This is a genomic window from Tomitella fengzijianii (assembly GCF_007559025.1).
Lineage (GTDB): Bacteria > Actinomycetota > Actinomycetes > Mycobacteriales > Mycobacteriaceae > Tomitella > Tomitella fengzijianii.
Genome location: NZ_CP041765.1, coordinates 774,176 through 794,755, shown reverse-complemented (window position 1 = coordinate 794,755; position 20,580 = coordinate 774,176). Strand labels below are relative to the sequence as shown.

Sequence of the window (20,580 nt, the reverse complement as noted above, 5' to 3'; positions counted from 1 at the left end):
CGACAGGAGTCCCGGGGTGCTCTGGCACCCCGCCCGGGGGTGCCGCGGCAGCGGGGCGTTCCGCGTCGGCGGCCGCGGCCGATACCGTCGCCCCTCCGGTGTCCGTCACGTCCTCCGCCCTGTCCGGCGCGCGCACCGCGAGCGAGTCCCGCCCCGCCATCACGACACCCCCGCCGTCGCGTCGGCACCGGCGGCTTCCCGCCCGGTCACCGCCAGGAAGAACTCGTCCAGGCTCGTCTCCCGCAGCGAGGCGTCCTCGACCCGCACCCCGTCGACGGTGAGCCGTGATACCGCCGCGGCGAGCGATCGGCCGCCGTCCCGGGCGCGCACGGACACGGCGCGGCCGTCCACCTGCGGGTCCCCGTCGCCGACAGCGGCCAGCGCACGGACCGCGGTCGGCACCTCGTCCTGCCCGCCGACCTCGACCGTCACCAGGTCACCGCCGACCTGCGCCTTGAGCTCGTCCGCGGTCCCGCGGGCGATCACCGTGCCCCGGTCGATGACGGTGATCGCATCGGCGAGCCGATCCGCCTCCTCCAGGTACTGCGTGGTCAGCAGAACGGTCGTGCCGTCGGTGACGAGCGCCTCGACGACCTCCCACATCTCCCTCCGCCCGCGCGGGTCGAGGCCGGTGGTCGGCTCGTCGAGGACCACGACGGCGGGGCGGGCGACGAGCGCGCCCGCCAGGTCGAGGCGGCGCCGCATACCGCCCGAGTATCCGGACGACGGCCTGTCCGCTGCGTCGTCCAGGGAGAACCGGCCGAGCAGTTCGCGGGCACGGGCAGCGGCGGCCCGGCGCGGCAATCCGTACAACCGGCCGATCATCCGCAGGTTCTCGAAGCCGGTGAGGTTGCCGTCGACGGCGGCGTACTGCCCCGACAGCCCGATCCTGCGCCGGACGCGGCCGGGCGACGCGACGACGTCCACGCCGTCCAGCAGCACCGTGCCCGCGTCCGGGCGCAGCAGCGTGCTCAGGATGCGCACGGCCGTGGTCTTTCCGGCGCCGTTCGGCCCCAGCACTGCCGTGATCGTGCCCGCCGGGATCGCCAGGTCGATGCCGTCGAGCGCGCGGACGGCGCCCGCCCGGCGCCGGCCGCCCGGGCCGAACTGCTTGACCAGACCTCTGATTTCGACCGCGAGGTCCGTCATCGCGACCGCTCCCCATCCGGGGCTCCGGGCGATCCGTCCATCGCATGCACCAGGCTGACCGGCCGCATGTCGGTCCAGTTCCGATCCACGAAGTCCACGGCGTCCTGCCGCGACGACTCGCCGAGGCGGACGGACCAGCCGTCGGGGACCGGCGCGAACACCGGCCACAGGGAATGCTGCCCCTCGTCGTTGACGAGCACCAGGAAGCCGGAATCCTCGTCGTCGAAGGGGTTCGCGGCGGGACCCTGTCCGTGTGATGCGCTCATGATCGTCCTCCTGTCGTAGGTGCTGCGATCAGTCCTGACCGCCGTGCGTCCCGCACCGCGGCGTCACCGCGGCCCAGGAAGTCTTCGACCGCCGGCCCGACGACGGCGAGCGCCTCCGGCGACGTCATCCGCGCGTGCACGCAGTCGACTGTGATCTCGCGCAGGTCGCCGCCGACGTGCCGCGGCCAGTCCGTGAACGCCCGCGGGCCGTCCGGCCCGCCGCGCGCCGCGGTGACGAACAGGACGTCCCCCTCGTACAGGTCGGGGCGGAACGCGGCCGCGAGCTCGACGCCTTGCGCGTAGGCGTCGTACATCCGCCACAGCTCGTCGACGCCCAGCCCGGCCAGAGTGCTGCCCGCGCCGGGCAGCAGCGCCGCGGCGTCCTCGATCGTCATGTCCGGCTCGATGGTCATGTCCGATTCCGGCGCCCCCGCATCGGCGCCCGGGGCACCTGCGCCCGCGGCAGCGGATTCCGGGTGCGCGCCGGTGAGTTCGGCCATGAGTTCGGCGACGCTCGGCGTCTCGCGAAACTCGGCGCCGCGCTGTCCCGGGAGGAAGCTGTCGAGCATCGTCAACGTCGCCACCACCTCGCCGTCGGCGGCGAGCAGTGTCGCCATCTCGTGGGCGATCAACCCGCCGAGCGACCACCCCAGCAGGTGGTAGGGGCCGTGCGGAGCGACGCGGCGGATCTCCGCGACGTACCGCTCGGCGAGCCGCGGGATCGATCCGGGCAGCTCCTCCGTACCGCGCAGATTCGGCGCCTGCAGCCCGTAGACGGGCCGGTCGCGGCCCAGGTGCTCGAGCAGGCCGTTGTACCCCCAGGACAACCCCATCGCCGGGTGGACGCAGAACAGCGGGGCCCGCGCGCCGCGGTCGCGGATCGGCAGCAGCACCGCCAGGGAGTCGTCGTCCGCCGCGCCGCGCCGCACGCCGTCGGCGGCATCGCTTCCGGCCCCGTCGGCCGCGGCCGCACACCGCCGGGCGAGTGCCGCAGGGGTCGAGTCGGTGAACAGCCACCGCGGCGGGACCCGCCGCAGCTCCGGGAGTCCGGAGCCGCGGAGCTCCGCCACGACGCGCGTCGCCGACAGTGACGTCCCGCCGAGCTCGAAGAACCCGTCCTCGGCGCCCACCGGGTCGCCGCCGAGCACCTCGGTGAAGACCGCGCAGATCGTCTTCTCCAGGGGCGTCGCCGGGGCACGCCCGTCGCGGTCGGCCTGCAGCCGGGGCGCCGGCAGCGCGGAGCGGTCCAGCTTGCCGACGGGTGTCAACGGGATCCGGTCGACCTCCTGCACCGCCGCCGGCACCATGTGCCGCGGCAGCACCGAGGCCGCGTAATCCCTCAGTTCACCGCTGTCGAGAGCTGCCGCTGCACCGTCCGATCCGGGCGCGGCCCCGGCCCGCCGAGCGGGCTGCACGTAGGTGGCGAGCACCGTCTCCCCGCCAGGGCCGCGCACGGGCACCGTCACCGCCGCGGCCACGTCGCGATGACGGGCGAGCACCGCGTCGACCTCGGCGGGTTCGATGCGGAAGCCGCGGATCTTGACCTGGTGGTCGATGCGTCCGCGGTACTCGATGGACCGGTCCGCGCCCAGCCGCACCAGGTCGCCGGTGCGGTACATCCGCGAGCCCGGACGGCCGAAGGGGTTCGCGACGAAGCTGCCGGCGGTCAGCCCGTGACGGCGGTGGTATCCGCGCGCCAGCGGCGGTCCCGCCAGGTACAGCTCGCCGACCACGCCCCGCGGCACCGGATGCAGGCGCCGGTCGAGCACCATCGCCTCGACGCCGCGGATGGGGCCGCCGATGGTGATCGGCCCCTCGCCCACCGGCCGGCTCATCGTGGTGACGATCGTGGTCTCGGTGGGCCCGTAGATGTTCGACAGCACCCGGCCGGACGCCCAGCGCTCCGCGAGGTCCGGGCGCAGCGCCTCACCGCCGACGAGCACCGTGCCGAGCCCGGGCAGCCGCTGCGGGTCCACGGTGTCGAGCGCCGCGGGCGTGATGAACGCGTGCGACACCCGTTGCTCCGCCAGCAGCTCCGTCAACACGTCGCCGCCGTAGACGTCGGCCGGGGCGATCACCATGGTGGCCCCCGACGGGAATGCGAGGAGCGCCTCGAGGATCGCGGCGTCGAAACTCGGCGAGGCGAAGTGCAACGTGCGGCTGTCCGTCCCGATGCGGTAACGCTCGCGCACCTCCGCAGCGAAGTTCGCCAGGCCCGCGTGCGCGACCATCACGCCCTTCGGCGTGCCGGTGGACCCGGAGGTGTACACGAGATACGCGGGATGCGCGGCGCGCAACGGCCGCACCCTGTCCGCGTCGCCGACCGGATCCGGCGACGCCGCCGCGCAGTCGTGCGCGAACGCCGGGTCGTCCAGCCGCAGCCACCGGGCCGGGCCGGTCGGGCCCTCGGGAACGTCGTCGCCGACGATGCCCAGGCGGGCCCCGGAATCGGCGAGCATCCGCCCGATCCGCGCCGGCGGATAGTCGCCGTCGACCGCCATGAAGGCCGCCCCCGTCTTGGCCACCGCCCACAGGCACAGCACCGACTCGATCGACCGCCGCATCGCGACCGCCACCGTGGTCTCCGGCGCGGCCCCGTACCCGATGAGCACGCGGGCCAGCCGGTTCGACCGGGCGTCGAGCTCGGCGTACGACACGGTGCGTGCGCCGAGCACGAGGGCCGGCGCCTCGCCCCGCCGCCCCACCTGGGCCGTCAGGAGTTCCGGCAGCAGCGGCGCCGCATCCCCGGCCGCGGGGTCCGCACTGCGCAACGGCGCCGTCGATCCGCGCGCGCTCGCGTCGACCAACGCGATGTCGCCCGCGACCACGTCGCCGTCGGTGTCGGCGTCCACCGCCTGCTCGACGATGGACGCGAAGATCCGCGCGTATTCCCGCGCGCGATCGTCGTCGTAGAGGTCGGCGGCGTATTCCAGCGCGGCATCCGCTCCCCCGTCGCTGCGCTCGCGCACCGTCACCTGCAGGTCGAACTTCGTCGTCGCCGTCGCCACCTCGTCGACGGCGACGCGCAGTCCCGGCAGCCCCGCGTCGACCGTTCCGGTCAACCGGGCGCCCACCACCGACAGCGCCACCTGGAACACGGGGTGACGCGCGGGGTGCCGCGGCGGATTCAGGGCCGCGACGACCCGCTCGAAGGGGACGTCGGCGTGGGCGAACGCGTCCAGGTCGCGATCGCGCACGCTCCGGAGGTTCTCGGCGAACGTCGCCGCCGGGTCGATGACGGTGCGCAGTGCGACAGTGCCGGCGAACATGCCCACCAGGTCCGTCATCCCCGGCCGGTCCCGTCCCTCCACCGGAGTCCCGATCGTGACGTCGGGGTCGTCGGCGACCCGCGCGATCAGCACCGCGAGCGCAGTGTGCAGCACCATGAAGGTGCTCGCACGCCGGCTGCGCGCGAACCTGCGGACGGCCGCCATCGTGTCGTCCCGCAAGGGGATAGGCACCTCCCCGCCGCGGCCCGACGGCGTGGCGGGCCGCGGCCTGTCCGCCGCGGGGATGGCGGATTCCTGCGGAGCGCCGGCCAGCCTGGCGGTCCAGAAATCGATCTGCCGGCGCGCCTCCGCCGTCGGGGCGGCCTCCCCGCCGAGGAGCGCCCGCTTACGCGCGGCATGGTCGGCGTACCGCAGAGGCAGATCCGGAAGCCGCGGCGGCCGTCCGGCTGCGCGGGCGGCGTAGAACTCGGTGAGGTCCCGGATCAGCGGCGTGAGCGACGCGCCGTCCGCGGCGACGTGGTGCAGCACCAGAAGCAGGACCGACTCGTCCGCGCCCGCGTCCCCATGGGAATCCGCGCGCAGCAGCACCGCGCGGAACGGCGACTCGGCCGTGATGTCGAACGCACGCGTGGCGTGCCGGCGGATCTCCCCGTCGAGCGGGGCGCCCGCCGCGGGCCGGGCCTCGAGCAGCAGCGCCGTGTCCGGCACGTCCAGGATCCGTTGGTGCGGCCCGTCCGCGGAGTCGGGGAGCACGGTCCGCAACGGCTCGTGCCGTTCCACCAGATCCCGGATCGCGCCGCGCAGCGCGGGCACGTCGAGCGGGCCGCGCATGCGCACGGCGAGGGGGATGTTGTACGACGCGGAATGCTCCGCGATGCGTTCCAGAACCCACAGGCTGTGCTGCGCCGGCGCCAGCGGAACGCGCTGCGGCAGTCGCTGCTCCCCACGCACTCCGTCGTCCCGCACGACGTCTTCCGGCGCGTTGCCGTCCAGCGGGCTGCCGCCCTTCAGGTCGTTGTGCGTGGTCTCCGCGGCCGCCCCGGCCGCCCACTCCGCGAGCTCCGCGACGGTCGGATTGTCGAACAGCGCCCGCACCGGCACGTCCCGCCCGCACGCCTCCGCGAGATCGCGCGCGGCCCGGGTGGCCAGCAGCGAATCGAGGCCGAGGTCGAACAGGTCGTCCGTCACCCCGATGCGGCCGGAGCCCAGAACCGCGCCGATGATGTCGCGGATGCGGCGTTCCCGGTCGGTCCGCGGCTCGATGTGCACCTCGGCGCCCGCGTCGAAATCGGGTTCGGGCAGGCGGGCGGCGTCGAGCTTGCCGTTGACCGTCACGGGCAGCTCGTCCACGCGGGTGATCGCGGCGGGCATCATCTGGCGGGGAAGCGCCGCCCGCGCCCGCTCCCGCACCGCGCGCAGATCGGCACCGCGACCGGCCACCACATACGACAGCAGGCGCCCGTCCCGGACCACGCTCACCGCATAGCGCACCGCGGAATGCCCGGCGAGCGCGCCGTCGACCTCCGCAGTCTCGATCCGGTGGCCGCGCACCTTGACCTGGCCGTCGGCGCGGCCCAGGTAGCGCAGGGCGCCGTCGCGCCCCCGGCGCACCAGGTCGCCGGTCCGGTACAGCCGCTCGCCGGGCGCCCCCCACGGATGCGCGACGAAGCGGGAGGCGGTGAGCCCGGCCCGGCCGCGGTAGCCGCGCGCGATCCCCGGCCCCGAGAGGTAGAGCTCGCCGGTCACCCCGGCCGGCACCGGATGCAGCCGGGCGTCGAGCACGTACGCCCCCGCGCCGTCGACCGGCCGCCCGATGGGGACGTCCGGCCCGGGCGCCAGCGGACCGCTCATGGTGGCGACGATCGTCGCCTCCGTCGGCCCGTAGGCGTCGAGGACGGTCCTGCCGCCGCGCGTCCACCGTTCGACGAGCGCTGGCGGGCACACGTCGCCGCCCACGGCGACCACCCGCAGCGAATCGACTCCCGCGGGGTCCACCGACATCAGGGCGGCAGGGGTGATGAAGGCGTGCGTGACATCCTCGCGGATCAGCAGCGACGCCAGTTCCGCGCCGCCGTACACGTCCGCGGGTGCCACCACCATCGTGGCGGCCGCGCCGAACGCCAGCAGGATCTCCAGCATCGAGGCGTCGAAGCTGGGCGAGGCGAAGTGCAGCACGCGCGACTCCGGGGTGGTCCCGTACGCCGCGTTCTGGGCGCGGACGAGCCCCGCCAGGCCGGCGTGCGTCACCATGACGCCCTTGGGCCGGCCGGTCGTCCCCGAGGTGTAGATCATGTACGACACGTCGTCCGGCCGCACGGGGCCGGCCAGCTCCTCCGCCGTGATCGGAAGCGCCGCGCTCGCGTCGCCCGGCAGCACGGGCGCCGCCGGGTCGATCGGCAGCCACCGCACGCCCGCCGCCTGCGGGGCGTCCTGCCCGGACGCGCACAGCCCGATCCGGGCGCCGGAGTCCGCGATCATGTGGGCGATCCGATCGGGCGGATAGGCGGGGTCGATCGGCACGAACGCCGCGCCGCTGCGAGCCGCCGCCCAGACCGCGAGCACCGACTCGAGTGAGCGCGGGATCGCGATCGCGACCGGGGAGCCGGGGCCGGCCCCGTGGGCCAGCAGCGTCCGCGCCGCCCGGTTCGCGAGCGCGTCGAGCTCCCGGTAGGTCAGGGAGCGCGCGCCGTCGCGGATCGCGGTCCGGTCCGGCTCGCGCCGCACGGCCTCGTCGAGGATCGCGGCCAGCGTGCGCTCCGCGGCGACGGCCGCGGGCGGGGCGGTGGCCGCCGCGCGCTCTGCGCCAGTGATGATCGGCGCGTCGCCGACGGGCGCACCGGGCGAAGCGGACACCGCCTCCGCGGCACGGACCAGTCGCGCGCCGAATCCCCGCACCGTCGGCTCGTCGAACAGCGCCCGGTCGTAGGCGATCGTGCCGGTCAGTGCTCCACCGTCGCCCGGCTGGAAGCGCACCTCGAGGTCGAATTTGCCGGCCGCGTTGCCGACCGTCGTCGTCGTGGCATCGAGCCCAGGCAGCCGCAGCGTCGGCACCCCGCGTTCCTCCACTGTCAGCGCCACCTGGAACAGCGGGTGCCGGCCGGGGAGCCGGGGCGGATCGCATGCCCCGACCACGCGCTCGAACGGGACGTCGGCGTGGGCCAGGGCGTCGAGCGTGGTGGCGCGCGAGGCCTCGAGGAGCTCCGCGAATCCCGCCCCCGGGTCCACCGCAGTGCGGAGCACCACCGTGTTGGCGAACATGCCGACGAGCCGCTCGAGCCCGTCCGCCCCGCGCCCGGACACAGGGGTGCCGATCGCGACGTCACCGGAACCGCTCAGCCGCGCCAGCAGCATGGCGAGCACCGCGTGGACAGCCATGAACTCGGTGGCCCCGGCCTGCTCGGCCACCCCGGCGAGCCGCTCGCGGACACCCGGCGGCACCGTGAAGCCGACCTCGCCGACGCCGGTCCCGCCCACACCGGCCTTTCCCACACCGGCTTCGCCGTCGCGATCCCGCGGGCGCGGCCGGTCCAGGGGCGGCAGGGTCTCGGCGGGCAGGCCCTCGAGACGGTCCGCCCAGTACCGGAGCTGCGCGGTGGCGGGGCTCCGCGGGTCGGCCACGTCGCCGAGCCGCGCCCGTTGCCGGAGGGCGTAGTCGCGGTACCGCACGGGCATCGGGCGCCATTGCGGCGATCGGCCCCCGCGGCGCGCCGCGTAGGCCTCGGCGAGGTCGCGCGCCAACGGTTCCATCGATCCGCCGTCCGCCGCGATGTGGTGCACCACCAGCACCAGCACGCAGCTCCCGTCGCCGGGGTCGAGGAGACGCGCCCGGAACGGCGCCTCATGCTCGAGGTCGAACGGGCGCGCCGCCACCGCCGCGATCCGTCCGGCGCGCTCCCCCGGTGCGAGCGGCTCGACCCGCAGCGCGTCCGTCGGCAGCGCGTCGAGCGCCGGGGCCAGGACACGCTGCAACGGCCCGTCCCCGGAGTCGACGATCACCGTGCGCAGCGCCTCGTGCCGGCCGACGACGTCCGCCAACGCGGCCTTCAGCGCCGGGATGTCCGGTCCTCCGGCCGCGTCCGTAGCAATGCCTGTTCCGGCCGCGGCGCGGATGTCCACGGCGAAGGCGATGTTGTAGTTGTCGGCGTCGGGGTTCTTGCGGTACTCGAGCCAGATCTGCTGCTGTGCGGAGGACAACGGCACGCACTCGTCCGGTCCTGCGATCCGCCCTGCGCCGGGCTCCCCTGCCAGTCCATCCGGGCCGCGGAGCCCGTCGTGGACGTCGGCGCGCGCCGCGAGGACCTCGGCGAGCGCGGCGACGCTCGGATTGTCGAACACCTCCCGCACGCTCACGGTGGCACCCGCCGCCGCGGATATCCGCTCGGCCACCTGCACGGCGAGCAGCGAGTTCCCGCCGAGCGCGAAGAAGCTGCGATCCGCATCGACCGCGCCGGGGTCGCCGTCGGTCCCGTCCGCCGCCGCGCCCTCGAGCGCGTGTGCGAACGCGGCGGCCACCAGCTTCTCCTCCGGCGATTCCGCGGTCCTCGACGCCGGCGCGGCGAGCTCCGGCCGCGGTAGCGCCGCCGTGTCGAGCTTGCCGGCCGTGGTCCGGGGGAACGCGGGAAGCCGCACCACCGCGGCCGGCACCATGTGGCCGGGCAGCCTGCCGCGCAGAGCGTCGAGAATCTCCGTCTCCCCCGGCGCGGAGCCGTCATCCGCCAGCACGTAGGAGACCAATCGCGCCGTCGCCCCGTCGCCCCGGACCAGGGTGCGGGACTCGCGGACCCCGGGGAACGCCACGAGCTCGGCGTCGACCTCTCCCGGTTCGATGCGGAATCCCCGCAGCTTGACCTGCGAGTCGGCGCGCCCGGCGAAGGTCAGAGCGCCGTCCCGGTCCGCCCGCACCAGGTCCCCGGTGCGGTACATCCGCGCGCCCGCAGCGCCGAACGGATCCGCGACGAATCTCTCCGCGGTGAGCGCCGGGCGTCGGTGGTAGCCGCGGGCCAGCGCCTCACCGGCCAGGTAGAGCTCGCCGGTCACGCCGGGCGGCACCGGCCGCATCCGGGTGTCGAGCACGAGCAGTTCCACCCCGTGCCCGGCCGACCCGATGACGGCCGTACGCCCCGGCGCGAGCCGCCCGCCGACCGTGACGGCCACCGTGGCCTCGGTGGGCCCGTACGCGTTCGCCATCAGCCTGTCCGGCGACCAGTCGGCGACGACGCCGGGCGGGCACACGTCGCCGCCCACCACGAGCGTCGTCAGCGACGGAAGCGGGCGCCGGGGCAGCGAGGTCAGCGCCGCCGGGGTGATGAACGCGTGGGTCACCTGCTCGCGTTCGAGCAGGTCGGCCAGCTCGCTGCCGCCGACCATGCCGGCGGGGGCCACCACCAGCGTCGCCGACGAGCCGACCGCCATGAGGATCTCCAGCACCGACGCGTCGAAGCTCGGCGACGCGAAGTGGAGGACGCGCGCGTCCGGGCCGACGGAGAACCGGCGCCGTTCCGTCTCGGCCAGGCCGGCGAGGCCGCGGTGCGTGACCACGACGCCCTTAGGCCGCCCGGTCGATCCCGAGGTGTAGATCAGGTACGCGGGCTGCGCGGGGTGCGCCGGACGGACGAGCTCCGCGTCCCGCATGGGCGCGGCGGACGCGCGGGCGCACTCGTCGCGCACCGGCGACGAATCCACCGCGATCCACTCGACGTCCCGCAACGGATCGGCGGGGCAGGCGTCCGCGCCCGCGCCGGCCTCCGCCTCCGGATCGGCATCGAGGCCGTCCAGTGTGCACAGCCCGTAACGCACACCGGAATCGGCGAGCATGTACCGGATGCGTTCGAGCGGATAACCGGGGTCGATCGGCAGGTAGGCGGCACCGCTCTTCGCGACCGCCCAGATCGCGACGAGCGCCTCCACCGATCGGCCGATCGCGACGGCGACGAACGACTCCGGCCCGACGCCGCGCGCGATGAGCGTGCGCGCCAACGCGTTCGACCGCTCGTCCAGCGTCCGGTACGTCCACGCGCGGCCGTCCGCGACGACGGCCTGCGCGCCAGGATTGCGCGCCGCCGCGGAGGCGAGCATCCGGCCCAGGGTCTGCGCGCCGGGGGTGCGATCGCGCGGCGCCGCCGGTCCCCGCAGCGGGACCATCGCGCGGAGCTCGTCCGGCGCGAGGATCTCCAGCCGGTCCAGCGGGAGTTCCGGCGCCCGCACGGCCGCGTCGAGTATCCGCACGAACCGCTCGGCCATCGCCGTCGCGGTCGCGTCGTCGAACAGGCCGTCGTCGTAGGCGAACTCGCCGCGGATCCCGTCGGCGCCCTCCGCATCCGGTTCCTCGACCGTGACCTCGAGGTCGAACTTGACCGTGCCGGTGCGGATGGGCGCGGCGGTCGCCTCCAGGCCGCCGGCGACCAGGCGCGTGCCCCGCCGGTCCTGCGGCGAGAGCACCGCCTGGAACAGCGTCGGCTCGCGGTCCCGCTCGTCGTCGGGGCGCGCCGCGCGCACCAGGTTCACGATCTCCTCGTACGGAAGCTCGGCGTGCGACTGCGCGTCGAGCGAGACGGACCGGGCCGTGCGCAGCAGCGCGTTGAAGCCGCGCGACGGATCGACCGGGGTGCGCAGGACGAGCGTGTTGACGAACATGCCCACGAGCCCGGCCAGGTCGCGGTCGGTGCGCCCGGCCACCGGCGTGCCGATCCCGACGTCCGTGGCGCCGCCGAGCCGGTGGACCAGGGTCGCAAGCGCCGCGTGCAGGACCATGAACCGGGTGGCGCCGTGCCGGCGGGCGAGCGTGTGCAGGGCGTCCGCCAGATCCGGCTCGATGCGGAACCCCACGGCGCCGCCCCACCCCGTGCGGCGGCCGCCGCACGACGGCGCGGCGGGCAGCGCGTCCTGCTCTGCGAAGCCGTCGAGCACCTCGGCCCAGTGCGCGCGCAGGCGGCGCAGGCGGCTGTGCGGGTCGTGCGGATCGCCCAGACGTGCCAGGCGGCGCATCGTGTGGTCCGCGAACTGCACCGGCAGGGGCTGCCAAGTGGGCGCCGCACCACTGCGGCGGGCCTCGTACGCGGTGGCGAGGTCGTGCGCGAGCGGCGTCAGAGACCATCCGTCCGCCGCGATGTGGTGGAGGGATACGGCGAGCACGTACCGCGAAGCGGCGTCATCGGCTGCGGAATCGTCGACGTGGTCGTCGCCCTCTCGGTTGCCGCCCGCCTGGAGCAAGACGGCGCGCAGCGGCCGGTCACGCGTGACGTCGAATCCCTCGGCGGCGAAGGCGTGCAGCCGGTCCGGCATCACGGAAGCGGGCACCGTCTCCTCCGGCAGGCGCACCTCCCCTGCTGGAAGCACCACCTGACGGGGCCCGTCCTCCCCCTGCGGATGGACGGTGCGCAGCGTTTCATGCCGGGCCACCACGTCGCCGAGCGCCGCGCGCAGGGCCGCGCGATCCGGGGCCTCCGCGAACTCCAGCGCGAACGGGATGTTGTACTCGCCCGACCCGCGGTCGAGCGAGTTGAGGAACCACAGACGCCGCTGGTCGGGCGAGAGCGGCACCTCGGCCGGGCGGGGCGGGAGCACCGCGCCGCCGGCGTCCGGGCCGGCCGCACCGGCTTCGACACGCGCGCCGGCGTCGTCGGGCAGCACCGCCGCGAGCGCGGCGACCGTCGGCGCGTCGAACACGTCCGCGATCGACAGCTCGACGCCGGTCCGCTCCCGCAGCAGCGCCACCAGCTGTGTCGCCAGCAGCGAGTTGCCGCCGGTGTCGAAGAAGTCGGCCTCCGCGCCCGGCGCCCGCACGTCGAGGATGTCGGCGAAGGCCTCGGCCACGGTCCACTCGGCCATCGTCCGCGGCGCCCTGTCCGCGGGGCGCGCGTCGAAGTCGGGCCGGGGCAGCGCCGCCCTGTCGAGCTTGCCGTTCGCGGTCACCGGCATGTCGTCCAGGATCATCACCGCCGCCGGAACCATGTACTCGGGCAGACGCGCGCGGATGCGCCGGCGCAGATCGCGCCCGACCGCCGCGCGATCGCCATGCCCGGAATGCTCTGCGTCGCAGACGATGTGGGCGACGATGACCGCCCGCTCACCCTCGCCGCGCACCGTCGCGACCGCCTGGCCGACGCCGGGCTCCGCCGTGAGCGCGGCCTCGATCTCACCGAGCTCCACCCGCAGACCACGGATCTTGACCTGGGAGTCGGTGCGGCCGAGGAACTCCAGGCGCCCGTCGGGCAGCCACCGTGCCAGGTCGCCCGTGCGGTACACCCGCCCGCCGCCGCCGAACGGGTCCGCGACGAACCGCCCGGCCGTCAACGCGGGACGGCCGACATAGCCGCGCGCCAGCTGCGTGCCCGCCAGATACAGCTCGCCGACCGCGCCGGCCGGTACCGGTCGCAGAAGCCCGTCGAGCACGTAGGCGCGGGTGTTCCACACCGGGGCGCCGATCGGGACGGTGTCGCCGGCCAGATCCCCCGGCAGGCACTCGGTGGCGGTGACGTCGACGGCCGCCTCCGTCGGCCCGTAGAGGTTGTGCAACGGCGCGCTCAGAACCGCCTGGTAGTCCCGAACCGTCTTGGACGGCAGCGCCTCACCGCTGCAGAGGACCATCCGCAAGGAGGTGCACGCCGACGCCGCCGGCTCGGCGACGAACGCCGCGAGCATCGACGGCACGAAGTGCGCGACGGTGACGCCCGCGCCGTCGATCAGCCGCGCCAGGTAGGCCGGATCCCGGTGGCCCCCGTCGCGCGGGAGGAGCATCGTCGCCCCCGCCTGCAGCGGCCAGAACAGCTCCCACACCGAGACATCGAAGGACATCGGGGTCTTCTGCACGACGGTGTCGGCCGGGGTGAGCGCGTACCGATGCTGCATCCAGCGCAGGCGGTTCGCGATGGCCCGATGGCTGATCGCGACCCCCTTGGGCCGCCCCGTCGACCCGGAGGTGAAGATGACGTACGCGGCGTCGTCGGGGCGAGGGTCGCGCAGCACCGCCCCGCGCCCGGCCGTGTGCGCGCGGGGGAGCGCGCCCGAGCCGTCGATCCGCAGCACCGTCGGCCACTCCCCCGGTTCGGCGGCGCCCGATTCTCCGGATCCCGGGCCGCCGTCCAGGGCTTCCACCATGCCGTCCGCCAGATCCGCGGCGGCGAGGATGCAAGCCGGGCGCGCCGTGCGGACGACGTACGCGGTCCGTTCCGCCGGATGCGCCGGATCGAGCGGGAGATACGCCGCACCGGCCTTGACCACCGCGTACACCGCGATCACCGCGGCGGCCGACCGCGGCACGGCGACGGCCACGGTCGATCCGGGACCGATGCCCCGCGCGCTCAGGGCCCGCGCCAGACGGTCGGTTCGCGCGTCGAACTCGCGGTAGGTCAGAGTCTCCCGGCCGACGCCCTCGGCCGCCCCCGCGTCGTCATCGTCGATGACCAGGGCGGACGCGTCCGGATACCGCGCCGCGGCCGCCCGGAACAACGCCGGAAGCGTCGCCTCGTCGAGATCCACCGCGGTGTCGTTCCAGGTCCCAAGAACCCGGTGACGCTCGTCCGCGCCGATGATCGGCAGCCGCGCGACCGGTGTCGAAGGATCGGCGTCGGCGACCGCGCCGAGCAGGGCGAGAAACCGCCCGTGGTGGTCCCGGAGATCCCCCTCGGCGTAAAGGTTCGGGTTGGCCTCGAAATCCACCACGGTCCGGCTGCCGCCCGCCGCCGGGTACACGTTGACCGACAGGTCCTCCACCGGGCCGGTCGACAGGATGTGCATCGTCCCAGCGACCGGGCCGAAATCGATCCCGTCGTGGAACATCATGATGTTGATCAACGGGCCGAGGAAGCCGCGCCGCCCGGTGGACGCCCCCGCGTCGCGCATCATGTCCTCGAACCGGTACCGCTGATGCGCGACGGCGCCGCGGAGTTCGGCGTTCATCTCGTCCACGAGCCCGCCGACCGTCGTCCGCGCCGTGAGACCGGCACGCAGCGGGACGATGTTCGACAGCACGCCGCCCGCTCTGCGGAGATCCCGGCCGGGCCTCGCCGCCACGGGCAGACTGAGGGTCACGTCCTGCTCGCCGGTGAAGGACGCCAGGTAGAACGCCATCGTCGCGGCGATCACCGACTCCGGTCGGATGTCGCGGTCGGCGCACATACGCAGGATCGCCGCCATCGTCTCCTGCGGCAACGCCGACCCGGCACGCAGGCTGGAGGGGTGCGCCGGGGCCGTCCGCCCCGATGCGAGGCTGTGCGCCGCCGGCAGCGGGTCCAGCTTGCGCGCCCAGTAGTCGCGGTCGACGGACCACCGCTCCGATCGCCGGTATTCGGCCGCGAGCCGCTGCAACTCGGCCGCGCCGGCGGCACCGGCCGCGCCCACGCCGGCGCCTGCGACCAGTGCGCCGTACCGTTGCGCGATCCGTTCGGCCACCTTCATCGCCGAGTATCCGTCGAAGACGATGTGGTGACAGCGGCAATACCAGATGTAGTGCTCGTCCCCCACCTGGAGAAGCGCGTTGCAGACCAGCCTGTCCCGCAGGACGTCGACTCGCTCTGCGGCGTGGGCTCTCATCCACGCCTGCGCCGCCGCCCACGGCCGTTCTTCGCCGCGGAAGTCGAGCCGGGCCAGATCCAGCGGCAGCTCCGGGTCCACCAGCTGGAGGGGTTCGCCGTCGCGCACGACGATCCGCGTCTGCGCGGCCTCCACCTCCTGACCGGTCAGCCGCACCGCATCCGCCACCGCCTGCGGATCGATCGCCCCTGGCAGGTCGAGGTACTGGGCGATCGTCACCGGCACGTCCGGGGACAGCGTCTGCGCCTCCCACAGCCCCCGCTGCGCGTCCGTCAGGGGGAACGGCCGCCCCGGTCCGCCTTCATCGGACACCTGCCCGTCCCGGCGATCGTGCTCGACGTGGCGTTGCATACGTGGCTCCCTCCGCGCTGGCCGTCCGAGACGCCGGCGGCGGGTGCCCGCTGGACTGTGCTGGCATGCACGGGATGCAGCGCGGCCCACCGCCGACGAATCAGCTCTCGCGTAGGGCTTCGGCGCCGAGTATGCGGCGGATGGGTCGCGGCGCGAGATCGGCTGCGGACGCACTGGCGCGGCAGGGGGACCTCAGCGGTCGGCGGGGCGGGCGGCGGTGCCCGGCTCCAGAGCGGCATGCAGCGTGTCCGCCCACTGCCGCACGATGCGGTCGCGGCGGGCCGAATCGTCGGTCAGCACGTCGGCCAGCCCCAGTCCGCGGGCCATGTCCAGGGTGGCCTGGACGAGAGTGTGCACCACCGGGTCCGCGTCGTCCGCGCCGAGCATCTCGACGGTCGTCCGATGCGCGTGCCGGCCGAACTTCGCTTCCAGCGGCACGATGCGGGCCCGCAGTTCCTCGTCCGCCGCGGCCGCGGTCCACACTTGCAGCGCCGCCTTGAACAGCGTCCCGGTGAAGTGGTCGACCACACGCCGGACGACGAGCAGGGTGCGCCGCGGGCCCGCCTCGAGTTCTGCGGCGCTGCCGCGGAGCTCGGCCATGCGGCTGTCGAACATGTACTCCAGCGCGCCCGTGATCAGGTCCTCGCGGGTCGGATAGTGGTGCTGCGCGGCGCCGCGCGACACCCCGGCGTGCTCGGCGACCTCGGCCACCGTCGAACCCGCCCAGCCGTGCGCGGCCAGCAGCTCGATCGTCGACTCGAGCAATCGCTGCCGGGTGGCACGGCTCCGGTCCTGCTGGGGCTCACGCACTTCGGTACGACGGCCGGTCATCTGCGCTCTCCTCCACCGCTGTCGTCGGCGCGTCCACGCCTGCGGGCCCAGCCCGGCCCGGTGTCATTCCGCCCAGGACGGCGCCCTCTTCTGCAGGAACGCCGTCATGCCCTCGATCGCCTCCGGCGTCCCGAACAGCCGCGCCGACCGCTCGCACAGCCGCGCGGCGTCCGAGTCGAAACCGGCCAGCAGCCCGCGGGTGAGCAGCGCCTTGGATTCGGCGAGGCCCTGCGGTGAGGCCTTGCGCAGCTCGGCCACCAACCGGTCGGTCGCCGCCGCAGCGTCGTCGGCGGCCACGGTCACCAGCCCCATGGCCTCCGCGCGCTCGCGGTCGAAAGTCTCGCCGGTCAGAAAATACCGCCCGGCGGCGCGCGAGCTCATCCGGGGCAGGACCGTCAACGAGACGATCGACGCGGCCAGCCCCAGGCGCGCCTCGGTGAGCGCGAACGTGCATCGCGGCCCGGCCACTACGATGTCGCACGCGCCGACGAGGCCCATGCCGCCGGCCCGCACGTGCCCGTCGATCAGACCGATCACGGGCTTGGGGCACTCGAGGATCGAGCGCAGCAGGCCCGCCATGGCCGCCGTGGGCGACGGCGCGGCGCCCTCGCCGCTTCCCGTGTCCCCGCCTCCTGTGTCCCCGCCGGCGGCCGCGCTAAGGTCGGCGCCCGCGCAGAACGTCCCGCCGCTGTGGGTCAAAACGATCGCCCGGACCTGCGGATCCTCCTGCGCCCGCGCGAGCCCCGCCGTGAAATCGGCGATGAGGCGCGGGGAGATCGCGTTGCGGTTGTGCGGCGAGTCGAGCGTCAACGTGGCGCGCACGCCGTCGGTGCCGTACCCGACGAAGGGCCCGTCGCTCTGCTTCCCGGTCATGCTTTCCCGCTTCCCACTCGCATCGTGCTCCTCGGCTGTTCCCGTCCAGGGCGTGTCAGTACGACCGCGGCAGGTGCAGGCTGTGCTGCGAAACGAAGTTGAGGATCATCTCGCGGCTCACCGGCGCGACCCGGGCGATGCGGGCGGCGCCGAGCATCGCCGCCAGCCCGTACTCCTCCGAAAGCCCGCCGCCGCCGTGCGTCTGGATGGCCTGGTCGAGCGCCCTGATGCTGGCCTCCGCCGCCGCGTACTTGGCCATGTTGGCCGCCTCTGCCGCACCACCGTCGTCGCCCGAGTCGTACAGCACCGCGGCCTTCTGCATCATGAGCTTCGCCAGCTCCAGCTCGATCTTCACTTGCGCCAGCGGATGGGCGATGCCCTGGTGGGCCCCGATGGGCACGTCCCACACCGCACGCTCACGCGCATACGCCGTGGCCGCGTCGAGCGCGTAGCGGCCCACCCCCACCGCCATGGCGGCCCCCAGGATCCGTTCGGGGTTGAGCCCAGCGAACAGCTGCATCAGTGCGGCGTCCTCGGAGCCGACGAGCGCATCGGCCGGCAGCCGCACGTCGTCGAGGAACAGCGTGAACTGGTGGTCGGGCTCGATGATGTCCATCGCCATCGGCCGGGCCGTGAAGGCCTCCGCGTCCGTGGGGACGATGAAGAGCGCCGGCTTGAGCTTGCCGGTCCGGTGATCCTCGGTGCGGGCGACGATCAGCACCGCGTCCGCCTGGTCCACTCCGGAGATGAAGACCTTGCTGCCGCGCAGCAGCCACTCGTCCCCGTCGCGACGGGCGGTGGTGGTGATCCGGTGCGAGTTGGAACCGGCGTCCGGCTCGGTGATCCCGAAGGCCATCTTCCGGCTGCCGTCCGCCAGGCCCGGCAGCCAGGAGTCCTTCTGCGCGGCGGTGCCGTACTTGCCGATGATGGTGCCGCAGATGGCGGGAGAGACCACCACCAGCAGCAGCCCGGCCCCCTTCGCGGCGAGCTCCTCCTGCACCAGCGCCAGCTCGTAGATGCCCGCGCCGCCCCCGCCGTACTCCTCGGGCAGGTTGACCCCCAGGAACCCCGCCTTGCCCGCTTCGTCCCAGAGCTCGGTGAGCGGCTCGCCGCGCCGTGCGCGCGGAAGCACGTAGTCGACGTACCCGTACCGGGAGGCCAGCCCGGCGACGGACTCGCGCAGCTGCTTCTGCTCGTCCGTTTCGATGAAGCTCATGCCTGTTCCCCTGTCTGCCGCGTGTCTCCCGGCTCCGCTGATTCCGGCTCGGCCGCCTCCTGCGGCCCCGCCACGACCGCGAGGACGGCGCCGACCTCCACCTGGTCTCCCGCGCCGACGCCGATCTCGGCGACGACGCCGTCCGCCGGCGCCGCGATGGCGTGCTCCATCTTCATCGCCTCGAGCCACAGCACCGGCTGCCCGGCCGCAACGGTGTCGCCGACGGCCGCGCCCAGCCGGATCACGGTGCCGGGCATCGGCGCCAGCAGCGAGCCCGCCGCCTGCGCCTCGGACGGGTCGACGAAGCGCGGGACCGCCTCGAAGGCGCAGGGCCCCGACGACGAGTCCACGTGCACCCGGTCCCAGGACGGCGGGCCGCCGCCGTAGCGGGCCACCGCGTACTCGCGGCGCAGACCATCGACGGTGAGCACCACCTGGTCCGGCGACGCCGAGACGAGTCCCACCCCGTCGACGAAGCCCGTGGCGAGGCCGTCGCGGGTCAGCCGGTAGTCCACCTCGTGGGTTCCGTGGGCGCCGCGGAAGTCCTTGCGCTGATGCTGCGAAGCGACGTTGCGCCACCCGCTGGGCAGACCCGGCACGACCCGCGCCGACGCTCTGTTGGCGGCGGCCTGCGCCAGCGCCGCGGCGAGCGCCGAGACGCGTTCGTCCCCGGCGCCCGCGAGCGACGCGGAGAGCGTGTCGAGCCCGTGCCTGCCGAAGAACGCCGTGTCGGTCTCGCCGGCGAGGAATGCCGGGTGCCGCAGAATGTTGACCAACAGGTCGCGGTTGGTCACCAGGCCGTGGATCCGGGCGCGCGCCAACGCCGCCGCGAGGATGCGCGCCGCCTCGCCCCTGCTCGGCGCCCACGCGATGACCTTGGCGAGCATCGCGTCGTAGTGCACGCCCACCACCGAGCCGTCCTCGATCCCCGAGTCCAGCCGGAGGCCCCGCTCGTCCGCCGGCACAGAGAACCGCGCGGTCACGCCGGGCACCGAGAACCTGCGGGCCGTACCGGACTGCGGCTGCCACTCGGCCGCCGGATCCTCCGCATACAGGCGCACCTCGATGGCGTGCCCGCGCGCCGCCGTGGGCTGCGCATCCTCCCCGAAGCGCGCGCCCTCCGCCGCACGGAACTGCATCTCCACCAGGTCCATACCGGTGGTCATCTCGGTGACGGGGTGCTCCACCTGCAGGCGCGTGTTCATCTCGAGGAAGTAGAAGCGGCCCTGCTCGTCGGCCAGGAACTCCACCGTGCCCGCGCCCTCGTAGCCGATCACCGACGCGGCCTGCCGCGCGGCGTCGAAGAGGCGTGCGCGCATGTCTCCGCCCGCACCGTCGATGCGCTCCACCAGCGGCGACGGCGCCTCCTCGACCACCTTCTGGTGCCGGCGCTGGATGGAGCACTCCCTCTCCCCCAGCGCGAGCACCGTCCCGTGCGCGTCGGCCATCACCTGCACCTCGATGTGCCGGCCGGTCTCCAGGTAGCGCTCGCAGAACACGGTGGAATCGCCGAACGCGGAGGCGGCCTCGGCGCGTGCGGCCTCGATCTGCGGGCGCAGGTCGGCCAGAGCACGCACCACCCGCATGCCCCGTCCGCCGCCGCCCGCCGACGCCTTGATGAGCACCGGCAGCTGGTCTTCGGTGACCGCACCGGGCTCCAGCTGCTCGAGCACCGGCACCCCGGACTCCGCCATCCGCTTCTTCGATTCCACCTTGGAGCCCATCAGCTCGATGGCCGCGGCCGGTGGTCCTATCCACGTCAGCCCGGCATCGACCACGGCGCGCGCGAAGTCGGCGTTCTCCGAGAGGAAGCCGTATCCGGGGTGGACCGCGTCCGCGCCGGCGGCGCGCGCCGCCGCCACGAGCAGGTCGGCGCGCAGGTAGGTCTCGCCCGGCGCCTCGCCCGGCAGCCGCACCGCCGAGTCGGCCTCGCGCACGTGCGGGGCGTCCGCGTCGGCATCGGAATAGACGGCGGCGGTACCGCGTCCGGTGCGGCGCGCGGTGGCGAACACGCGCCGGGCGATCTCGCCGCGGTTGGCCACGAGGACGGTACTGACCGGGGCGGAGCTGCTCACCCGGGCAGGGCCCGGCACGGGCGTGGCCGCCCGGGGCTGCGAAACGGCTGGATCGGTCA

7 protein-coding genes are annotated in these 20,580 nt (G+C 74.5%); all 7 read right to left on the bottom strand.

All coding sequences use genetic code 11. The features are described from left to right. Positions 1-159 precede the first annotated feature (159 nt). Entirely contained in the window at positions 160-1,149 is a 990-nt protein-coding gene (locus tag FO059_RS03570; RefSeq protein WP_143906417.1) for an ATP-binding cassette domain-containing protein, read from the bottom strand. Beyond that, positions 1,146-1,415, bottom strand: coding sequence for an MbtH family protein (locus FO059_RS03565; RefSeq protein WP_143906415.1), 270 nt, complete (start codon positions 1,413-1,415; stop codon positions 1,146-1,148). The genes FO059_RS03570 and FO059_RS03565 overlap by 4 nt, the downstream gene beginning before the upstream one ends. Next, complete coding sequence (locus FO059_RS03560; RefSeq protein WP_143906413.1) at positions 1,412-15,526, bottom strand: amino acid adenylation domain-containing protein; 14,115 nt, start codon at positions 15,524-15,526, stop codon at positions 1,412-1,414. Before FO059_RS03560 ends, FO059_RS03565 begins: the two co-directional genes overlap by 4 nt. A gap of 192 nt (positions 15,527-15,718) precedes the next feature. Then, entirely contained in the window at positions 15,719-16,357 is a 639-nt protein-coding gene (locus tag FO059_RS03555; RefSeq protein WP_143906411.1) for a TetR/AcrR family transcriptional regulator, read from the bottom strand. Between the two features lie 63 nt (positions 16,358-16,420). Beyond that, positions 16,421-17,230, bottom strand: coding sequence for an enoyl-CoA hydratase family protein (locus tag FO059_RS03550; protein WP_143906409.1), 810 nt, complete (start codon positions 17,228-17,230; stop codon positions 16,421-16,423). Positions 17,231-17,285: 55 nt separating this feature from the next. Then, a complete protein-coding gene (locus FO059_RS03545; RefSeq protein WP_143906407.1) occupies positions 17,286-18,446 on the bottom strand; it encodes an acyl-CoA dehydrogenase family protein in 1,161 nt (386 codons plus the stop codon). Further along, positions 18,443-20,521, bottom strand: a complete 2,079-nt coding sequence (locus tag FO059_RS03540; protein WP_143910404.1) for an acetyl/propionyl/methylcrotonyl-CoA carboxylase subunit alpha — start codon at positions 20,519-20,521, stop codon at positions 18,443-18,445. Before FO059_RS03540 ends, FO059_RS03545 begins: the two co-directional genes overlap by 4 nt. Between the last annotated feature and the right edge of the window lie 59 nt (positions 20,522-20,580).